The organism is Pseudomonas sp. GW821-FHT02B10 (assembly GCF_059421865.1).
Genome location: NZ_JBWKVU010000005.1, coordinates 138,914 through 149,095 on the forward strand (window position 1 = coordinate 138,914; position 10,182 = coordinate 149,095).

At 54.3% G+C, this 10,182-nt stretch carries 6 protein-coding genes; 1 reads left to right on the forward strand and 5 read right to left on the reverse strand.

The features are described from left to right. Positions 1-840, forward strand: a complete 840-nt coding sequence (locus tag AC07VU_RS13360; protein ID WP_495030005.1) for an MrpH family fimbial adhesin — start codon at positions 1-3, stop codon at positions 838-840. A gap of 369 nt (positions 841-1,209) precedes the next feature. Here AC07VU_RS13360 and AC07VU_RS13365 read toward each other — a convergent pair whose 3' ends face one another. From AC07VU_RS13365 to AC07VU_RS13385, 5 genes are all read right to left on the reverse strand, one after another. Continuing rightward, positions 1,210-4,794, reverse strand: coding sequence for an autotransporter domain-containing protein (locus tag AC07VU_RS13365; protein ID WP_495030006.1), 3,585 nt, complete (start codon positions 4,792-4,794; stop codon positions 1,210-1,212). Positions 4,795-4,839: 45 nt separating this feature from the next. Next, positions 4,840-5,745 (reverse strand): fimbrial protein, encoded by a 906-nt coding sequence (locus tag AC07VU_RS13370; RefSeq protein ID WP_495030007.1) that lies wholly within the window; start codon positions 5,743-5,745, stop codon positions 4,840-4,842. A gap of 388 nt (positions 5,746-6,133) precedes the next feature. Then, the gene (locus AC07VU_RS13375) at positions 6,134-8,728 is read right to left on the reverse strand and encodes a fimbria/pilus outer membrane usher protein (protein ID WP_495030008.1); all 2,595 of its coding nucleotides are present in this window, start codon (positions 8,726-8,728) and stop codon (positions 6,134-6,136) included. Positions 8,729-8,757: 29 nt separating this feature from the next. Beyond that, positions 8,758-9,507 (reverse strand): fimbrial biogenesis chaperone, encoded by a 750-nt coding sequence (locus AC07VU_RS13380; protein ID WP_457274649.1) that lies wholly within the window; start codon positions 9,505-9,507, stop codon positions 8,758-8,760. Positions 9,508-9,575: 68 nt separating this feature from the next. Then, positions 9,576-10,112 (reverse strand): fimbrial protein, encoded by a 537-nt coding sequence (locus AC07VU_RS13385; protein WP_495030009.1) that lies wholly within the window; start codon positions 10,110-10,112, stop codon positions 9,576-9,578. Between the last annotated feature and the right edge of the window lie 70 nt (positions 10,113-10,182).

The following is a 10,182-nucleotide window of genomic DNA, read 5'->3' on the forward strand; positions in this document are numbered from 1 at the left end:
ATGAAGAAAACCTATGAGACAGCGCTGCGCTGCGCCCTGGCAGCGATGCTGCTGTGGGGTATGTCGGCCCAGGCCCGCGCTATCGTCATCACCACGACAAAAAGTGAGTATGTCCCAGGAGGGGTACGTTACTACTTCGTGGTGAACAGTTGGGGTGATGATTGGATGCCTAGCCCCTGCTCAACGAACGATCCGATTTATAATGATTGTCATGTTGCATTGGTCGCACGAATTACTTCGACCTACAGCGACGCTGCAGGATATTACAGCAAATGGAGCGTACCCCCTCACAGTAACTCTAATATGGGAGAACTGTTAAAGGATTTGGAAAGGAAGGGGTTTCGAATTCCGCTCAGCGGGTCAATTTTTGTATCTTCGAAATATGCGCCTTCTGAGCTTTGTATCGGTTTTCAATATGTGAAACTTGGACCAAACCACATTAGAGATGCTACAGGTAACTTTGGCCCCTGTCCCCAAGTAGCTGTACCGTCACTGCAGTGCGATATCACAGGATATGCCGTGATCGACCACAAGAGCCTGATGGATAACGCCGTGGACGGGGCGACGGCCTCGACGCAGGTCTACGTGCAATGCCATGGCCCAGCCAGCCTGTCTGTCTCCACGTCCCGGACCGATTCCTACGGCATACGGCTCAAGAGCGATGGCAGCCTGTACAGCAAGATCACAGTCAATGGCAAAGATGCCACGGCGGGTATCAATGTGCCAATTACACAAGACCAGCCCACACCGCTGACCATTACCTCGACCCTGGTCAAGCGCGGAAACGTTACGCCTGGTCAATTCAGTGGATCCACAATAGTAACTATATCACCGCCGTGAGAAAGCCCCATGTAACTAATTCGGTGACCACTAGGTTGTCGCTCTCATGAGCATTGCCTTCTAGAACTGGATTCGATGCATCTGGGAATTATCCCGCGCATCGCTTCATGTAATAAAAGGCTGGCTTCAAAAAGAAATCGGGAGGACAACATCGAACATCAAGTTGCGGCTTGGAATTTGGAGTTTATGGAGCGGTTACGGCGAAACGTCAGTGAAAGAGATTTAGGTCTGAAGGTGCTGCCTATGCTTAGTAGGCAGCATTCATCCCTAGATGCTCAGCACCTCACCCAACTTGCACTGCGCCCTTGCCCCTTCTCGGGCCGGCTTTACCAGCGTGGAAAGGTTCGGCTCGAAGCTGGCCCGACTGCATCAAAACGTCCACGAGCCAGACAACGAAATGGACTGGTCACGCATACCAGGCGCTCGTTCGGCCAAGTAATCCAGTCCCATCGACAGGCCATGCCCGGTTTGAACGTTGATGTTTCCGTTCACTCGCACGGTGTTCCGCTGTAAAGGCCGCCCAGCGATCGCAAAATCTTCGCTATGGGATTGGAACTGCATGTTCGTCTGGGTGGAAACATCCGAAAGGGTATGCTTCCAGGCTGCGCCGGTCTGGAAGTTCATCGTCACCTCCTCGCTAAGCTGAACAGGATAATTGACCCGCGCGCCCAGTGTGCCGGCATAGACCTCTTGAACTTCGCGTTTGCCTTTCAAAGAGAACAACTCTTTTTTCTCGGAGAAACCAGAAAGGTCATGACGCGCATATGAGAGCCCGACGTAGGGCTCGGCACTCACTCGCCCCAAGTCCAGGTCGTAAGCCAGTTCCGTGAAGAGCTGCAGCGTGGTTCCATGGTAATTGGCTTCAGGTGTCGAGGCCTGGTCTTTGTAATGAATCCGCCGCTTGGTAGAAACATCGTGCCACGCCACATTTGCACCCAGGCTCGCAGTCCAGTCGTCATAGCGCTTGGCGCCATAGATCCCAAGGTCGTAGGTTTCAACATCGGCAGAGGCGAATGCTTGCGATATTGAGGTCTTCTGGTACCCGCCGAACACACCAACGCTGGTGTCCTCGATCTCCACGTCGGTTCCGAGAACGAAACCCTGACGATTGCGGCTCAGGCTGGCAATACCAAGGGTGCTTCGCTCCGCCCCCTCGGAACCGAACATGTGCCCCCAGGCCCCGGCCCCCATCAAGCCCCTGCGAGTTTCATACAAACGATGGGTGACCGACGCTTGAGTATGGGATGAGCCTTGGTCCAGAACCGTGGCAAGGGTGGGATGAATTTCTCCCGGCAGTGCCTTCGAAAATGCCATGAACTCGGAGCGGGACATCCCCAGGACAACTCGGTTTTCAAGAGTCAGCAGCCCGGATTCGCCGCCGTCCAGAAGGGCTTCGCTGGTCGGCCCAGGGGTTCGAGCAGCAGGCATGGCCGATTCTTCAGGTTGGGCGGGGGCCGTTACCGCTACGACTTCAGGCTCAACAACACTCGCAACCTCAACCACCGGCGCTTGCGGCACCCTTGCAGCCTCTGGCTCGGCATCTTGCGGCACGTTTACCGTTGGAGTTACCTCCGTTACCACGGCCGATGGAAGCAATTGTCCACAAGCGGCTTTGCCGTTAACTCCCTCGCACAGGTCGGCAGGTTTGACATCGTTACGTGACAGAGACAAAGCCACATCGCTGTTACCATATTTCAAGCTGGGCTCAAGGAAAGAGAAATTCGACGTGACGTTATCGAAACGCCCTTCCACACCTTTCTCTGCCGACAGGACCTTGTATGTGGTTTCGAAGTTGTAATCACCCGCTTCGGCATCGACTTGAACCTCGCCGCCCCTGATATACGCAGTACCGCCAGCCTCGATACTATCGCTCAGAGACGCAGCATTAACCTCCACCTTATACATAGACCCCTTATTGAACGTCACGTCTCCCGACACCTTCAACGTTCCGATGGAGTTACCGGGGGCTACGGCCGCACCGTGCTCAAGCGTTATCGACCTCACCGTCCCCGAGCCGTACACGAAGGCACCCTCATTGACGTTGACATCGACAGCAGACAACAGCCCATTGAGCCCCAACCCGCCGCTATTCACCTCGGCACGCCCATCCATGGACACCAAGCCGGTCAGGTTCAATAAGCCGCTTCCCGCTTTTACGAGTTTACCGAAGCCGTAGATTTCACTCTTGAATACCCGGTTGTCACTCCTGTTGAACTCCACTACCGAGTTGTTTTGAATAGGCTTATCTATCCACCCTCTGTCGGTACCGTCGCCAATCTGCAAGACGCCGTCATTGACTATCAGAGCCATGACATTATCGTTCCCGCTCAACATCAGGCGACCAAGACCACTTTTCAGGAGCGTCCCACCCGAGGCGTTGCCGCTGTAATTCAAGATCGCATCTTTGTTCGCCACATCGATAGCCGCGCCACCGCCGATCAACAAGTCAGAATTCAACACTTGAGTATAGGTATTCGAATTGAGGTTTTCGGCAGCACCATCAAAGTACAGGACGCCACCGACGATACGAACTTCACGCGACAAGGCGTCGGCAGCCTGCTGAAGGCTCAGGTCCAGAAGGCCGCCTTTGATATGGTGCCTCACCGTGTCATTTTCTTGCTCGGCAGTCAGGTCAACAAACGCGTCGGTATAAGCGTTGTATCCGTTGTATCTACCACCTGGTGCAGATACCCGGTTCTGCAGAGAGGTCCAAGGCGCTCGCAAGTAATCCGTGTAAGCCATCGCGAAAACCCTGCTCGTATTGACACTCGGATGAAGACCATCCTGGGTGAGGTATCGATCTTGTTTGGCATCCCTACCATCCCTGCACTCGGCTACTTCGTTGCACGACAACTTCGGATCTCCATCGATACCATACAACGCTCCCTGTCCGGCGATATGCCCAAGCATTTTGAATGTATCGAACAGTGTGACCGTAACCCCGGGCTGCTGTAACAACGCGCTTAGTACCATGGGCGTCGTTCTGGCATTGATATCGTCTGTTATAAGTGAAATGTCGGCCTTGGCACGTTCATCGTCCTTCGCACTACCGAGATGAAGAACGTTTTTCTCGTCTTGTTTCCAATTCAACAGTGTCGGCGTCAACCTGATATCCGGGATATTTCCAAACAAGATATTTTTTGCACCCAGGTGCATGACATCGGTCAGAAGTGTCTGCCTACCCTCGGCCACTTCTTCCCTGGCAGTGGCTGGCAACCTGGCACCAGTGTAACCCTGCTCAATAACATCGTTGCCGCCAGCCATGACAATAGCTAAATCATTAACACCAAAAACTCCTCCACCTTTGCTGAAGAGTTTGGGTTGCTCTGTAATTTTATTTATCAACGTAATATTTCGCTCATCCATATTATTCAGCAAAGTATCCGTGGCTAATTCAGCTGCCTTTGAAATTCCAGGTTTTACCAAACTTAAAAATGACCATCTATCGATGTATAAGTCCCCTGCTTGGCGAGCAATGGCTCTCAGAACATCCTTATCGGCACCCGGGAACGTCGACGTCAGCTTGCCACCGCCTTGTGCCATGTTCACATGAGCGTCATTTTTTATAGATTGTTTGCCCCCCTTGCTGGCAACTTCGATGTACATATCAAGACCCATTGGCGAAAAAGTGCCTGACCAGTACATAGGGTTTGCGTTAATGAACGACTCATTCGTTAGTTGCTGTGCAAAATTACCAGCACCCGGCGTGAAAGGCGCCCCTGTCGGCAGCGTTGCATGCACGACGCCGTTGATGAAAATATCTTTAGTGATATTGCCCACATCGAGCTGGCTATCGCCAAACAATACAACACGCGGGTATTTCTGTTTGAAAACTGTACTGTCCGGCCCGGCAGTTTTCAACTGCACCTGATCCCCTGCCCTTGCCATGTCGTAAACGACACATAGCGTGGACGATGCAATTAGAACAAACAATATACTGGCTTTACCTTTCATGCATGCTCCTTTTTTATTTTTATCGCTAAGCTGGCGTACTACTTATTACGGATAAATTATCGTGAAGTTTGCCGTGGCCTTGGCGGGACCAGGGGTGACATTGCTGTCGGTCTGCAGATAACGGGCACGCAGGGGTATGGAATAGTTTGCTTCAGTGTTTCTCAGAGGGAGGCCACTATCCTGATCCATTTCCAGGGGCAACGGGCTGTCTTGGGCCGTGACAATCTGGATGCCCACACCCGAAGCGGCACCCGTCCCAGCCGTGGAAGCGGAGGCGTCTAGACGCAGTACACCGTTACTCGCATTGAGCGCAGACAGAACCGGATCTATGCGAAACTTCAAGTTCTTTTTGCCCGGCCCGTCAAAAGCAGGACAATTCGTTAACTCGATTGAGAAATCTTTCGAAGGTGCAGTGCTGCCGATGCCAGTAAAGACTCTGGTAGAGTACGCCCCCATGTTCACTTCTACAGGGTTTGCCAGGCAGGTTTTTGATATAACCGAAATGTTCGAATTAATTGTGAGCGCCAAAACATCCTGTGCCGTACCTGCCGTACCTGATTGGGCTGACATTATAACCAACGGAATATCAGTGATCTTACCTGACTTCACACTACCAGTTTTTACTAACACAATTTTAAGTTGTGGTTCTTCAATCAACGTGCACAGTGTATTAGCCTTGCAGGGGGCATCAGTATAAGCATCCGCAAAGTCTTTTATCTTCAGTATGTCTCCGTCATATGCATCTCGTTGAGTGCGCTCATAAATGAAAGAAACCCCCAACCCATCCACATCAGTTTTGTAGAGGGTTTTGTATTTCATAAACACAACAGAGGCAATACTACTACTTGGTCTGAAATACACGCTCAGGAAGTCACTCTCTTTTTCAAATATGCAGTCCAAGCCAGGGAGTTCCCCGCGATACCTATAGACCTCACTATAGACTTCACCCATTGGTACTTTGGGCCCGACATCAAGCTTATCCGCAGTCAACGCATATGTGGCTGAAACTCTCCTCCCCTTACACTTAACGCTAGCCATCGCTCCATTAACCACTGCGCAACCCGCGACAAACAACAATACCGCCCTAATCCAAACTGAACGTCTCATATTAAAACCCTCTGGACGTAAACCTTCGCATCGCTGAGCGCCCAATAACTGCCGAAAATAAACACGTGCTGATACATAACCTGAAACTTCCCAGTAATGCTTCCAGATGCCACCCTGCCTCTGCCTTCAGGGGGTGATGTATATGTGTTATTGCATTCGCACGTCACACTTGTCGGGCTTGCATAAAACATCGTCCCTGTGCACGCGATCTCTTCAACTGGAAGCGAGCATTTCATAAAGGAATCTTTCGAGTATCAGCCGGAGCGCCGTCAGCTACCTGCTTGCCGGCTGCACAAACAGCCTCCAATTGTTGAAGCTGCTGCTCCTTGTCAGGTGCAGGGGGAATCATCAACGCACAATGTTGATGGGCCTTGCTTCCCCAATTGACCAGCAACTGCCGGGTCTCGGGCTTTATCCGCGCATACAGTTGCCCGCCCTGCCCCACCGTGCCAACCGAAATACCCTCGGCGTCCACCACGCTGGCACCGAATGGCAAACTGCTGCCATCGTCCAGTCGTACATTGAGCAACACCGCACGCCCTTTGGTGGTGGTGTACTGCAGGTGCACCACGGCACCGGAACGCGGGGCCACTTGCTGGCTGGTTTCGTTCAGTTCCACATCCAGCGAGCTACCAATCGGATCAATGCCCACTTCATTGAGTTGATAAGGGCGCAGGTAGGGCACCACGGCATTGCCGTTTCCATCCAGCTTGAGACCGGGATAGCCATCTACCTTCGCCCCTTCGGCGCCCTCAGCACTGACGATCGCCATGGTTTCGCCGCGATAGGGTGTCAGCGTCAGGCCACCGGAGTGGGCAACCAAACTGCCACTGGCCCCCAGCGACATACTGGTGTAGCTGGCGCCACGTCCCAAGGAAGCGTTTAGCGTGGACTGAGCGCCCGCGTACTGACCGTTGACCGAAGCGCTTTTCGTGTGGCTCGCTCCATCGTGGCTGAAATGCGCGCCATAACCGAATTGACGGTTTTCACCGGCGGAACCATTGATCCCCACCTGCTGATCGAAATTGCCTTGTGCATCTCGGCCGATTTGGGCGGTCATTTGCGGACTGAAGACCGAGGCGCCAAACTCCAGCGGCATGCTCACCGTCAGCAAGAAGCTGTTTTGCATGTCGCCCAACCCGCTGCGACTACGGTTGGCGTTCACACTGAAGGCCAACCGGTCGAACTGTCTGCTGTAGCTGAGTTGGTACTGCACATCACTGCCTGGCAGGTTCCAGTAGTTCTGCGTAAAGCCACTTACCGCTACCTGCCCCCATGGGCCCAGGCTTTGGTCTGCAGTCACTGAAAAGCGGCTGCGCGGGCGCCTGAACTGACTGACGTCCTCCCCGCCCCTCTCAGCATCCAGTAGTTGCAGCGCATTGGTGAAGTCAAGGTAGTCACGGGTGGAAAACCGGTAGGCTGCCACCGAGAAGTTGCTGCCAGTGCTAAGAATGTTCTTGTTATAAGTCAGCCGCAGGCTCTGGCCTCTGGCGGTACCACTCGCCAACGTGGTCTGGGCATGAGTCATGTCCACGGCCATCGCGCCAATAGGGGTAGCAAAAGCCAAGCCCGATAGTACCGCCAGGTATTCTTCGCTTGACTGCACGCCTGCAAAGCCTGTGAACGTGTTGTTCAGGCCATATTGCAGCGTACCTTGCAGCAGACGAGCCTGTTCGTTGATGTAGTTGTCTCTGGTTTGACCCGCCGTCAGGCTGAAGCGCGAGGTACCAGGCCGCAGCAGTTGGCTGACCGAAGCGTAGGGAACGATAAAGCTCTGCTCGCTACCGTCCGCTTCGAGCACACTCACGTCCAGGTCGCCGCCGTACCCTGTGGCGTACAGGTCGTCGATGACGAAAGCGCCAGGGGCTACGGTGGTTTCCATCAGTACATTGCCGCCCTGGCGGATGACCACCCGCGCATTGGTTCGCGCAATACCGCGAACGACCGGCGCGTAGCCGCGCAAGGAGTCGGGCAACATACGATCATCACTGGCCAGTTGCACGCCGCGGTATGACAACGTATCAAAGAGCTCGCCGCTGGTGATGGACTCGCCCACTATCAACTGGCTTTTCAACGCTGTTATATCGCGCTGGGCATAGCTGTTCAGCGCCTGGTAGTTCTTTCCCTGGCGTGATCGCCAGCTCATCGAACCATTATGACGCAGGCGCCAGTCCCCCAGATTGAGACCGGCATTGAGCCCCAGGTAGGCAGAATCGTTGTCGCCGTCACGCGTATGGTTTCGATTGCTGTTGAAGTTGTAGCTGAGCAGGCCGGCCGTGACCCCGCGGTCCCACAACTCAGGGCTGACATAACCCCGCGCATTACGCTTGAGTGAAACTTGAGGGATGCTGAGTTCGAGCGTTTGACTCTCGGGCGAAAAACTCGCGGTGGCGCCTGGTACCAGACGCCCCAATGCCGGGCACCCCTCATTGTCTAGCGCAAGGATGGCCTCGGCAGCCAGCTTGGTCATTTCCAGGCCTTGACGCTCCAGCAGCGCTCGACTCATGCAAACAACAGGGTTGCGACCATCGGGTTGAGCCTCGATACGAATGTCGTGACGAAAGCTCAACTGCCCGTTGAGCACCACGTCAGCGCGGTACATTCCCGGCATCACCGGGTTACCTGCCTGGTAAGCGCTGATATTCAGGTCGCGCGAGCCCTCGGGTAGGAATGCATCGTTGAACTGCACCTCCTGGGCCACCAAAAACGGTCCGTAGCAGGCGCCTGCGCTGATGAGCACCCCCTTCAAGACCGAAGCCTTTAGCGGATTCAAGACGAAGTGGGAGCGCTTCCCCGGCAGAGCCCTGGGAAGGGATGGCTTATGCATAAGAGGCTCGCGCTTAAAATCGTTGAGGATTACTGAGAGCTGAGTGTCTTGCGGACAGGAACCAGAGCGCCGTAGTCATTGATGGCATTGAACTGGACGTGAGCGGCAGCTGCCGGCCGGGCCTTGAGTGCCGTCAGTGGAAAAGCACGCGTCTCACCTGGCGCGATCATCCCGTCCTCGCTGCGTTCACGCTTATCGCCATCGACGAGCTCGAGCTCTATCAGCGAGACATGGAAGGCCGATGGATTGAATGCCCGCAGCTCCCATCCTTGGCCGTTGCGGCCAGGCACCACCTGCCATTGCACCTGTTCAATCGCCTCGCTGGCAGTGCCCACCAGTTTCTCGGGCCGGTAGAACAACTTGATCCGCGAACGGAATGCCATCTGGAGGATATTCATGTCACCGCCGTCCTGCGGCTTGGGCGGGATATCCAGGACGTTGAACCAGAACACCGATTCCTTGTCCTGCGCCATCGCAGCGCCGGTGAACATCACCCGCAGCGTTTGCCCTTTACCAGGATCGATGCGCGCCACAGGAGGCGAGATCAGGAACGGGGCCTTGGACTGCGTAGGCGTCGATTCGACATTGCCGGTATCCAGCCATGCTTGGGTCAATGCAGGTTGCGTACCCGCATTGTCGAGCTTGACCGTTATTTCCTTTTGATCGGCCGGGTAAATCAGGCGGGTACCGGTAATCACCACACCCGCAGATGCCTGAGCGGCTGCAAGTGCTGCCAAGCCCACAAAAAACAGACGCATGAATATAACTGAACGCATCATGGAGTTGTCCCGTCGCCACTTGGACATGCACACTTTAATCTCAAAGCGTGCATGCTCCTTGTTGCAACTTACTTATAATCAATGTTGTAAGTTACGGAACTCACCACTGTGCCAGGACCGGTAGCCCCTTTAGCATAGTATTGAACCGCATATGGCAGCTCCACCAAGGTACTCCCAGCAGTAGTAATACGACTGGTACTGGTACTCTGCTGGCCGCTTCCCGCTTTAATAGCTTGGCCATTAGTAGCATCGACCAGCTGCAGTTGAACCTCGGTGGCAGTGCCCGAGTTCTTCAGGTTTCCGCTGACAGGGTCGACGGTGCCGCCAGCCTGGAAAAACGCAGCTGCCGCCCTGGGGGTCTTAGAGCACTCCTTGAGACTGATGCTGAAAGCGGTCAGACCGGCCACCGCTCCAGGATTAGCCAGCACCGAAGTAGCAAGCGTCGGCAGCTTGACGGTCGATTCGTTATCACCGCCGCTCACCGAGGCAAGGCAGGTCTCTGCCTTGAGCTCACCTTCGAACTTGATAGTGCCGTCCGCAGCCATTGCAGCGGAGGTGATGGTAGCAGCGACCAGCATGGCAAGAGCGCAAGCTGAATATTTCATGAAAATACTCCGAAACAACTATATTCATAATTTAAGTGGAGGCCTGTTTAGCGGAGACACTCCTGTTCTG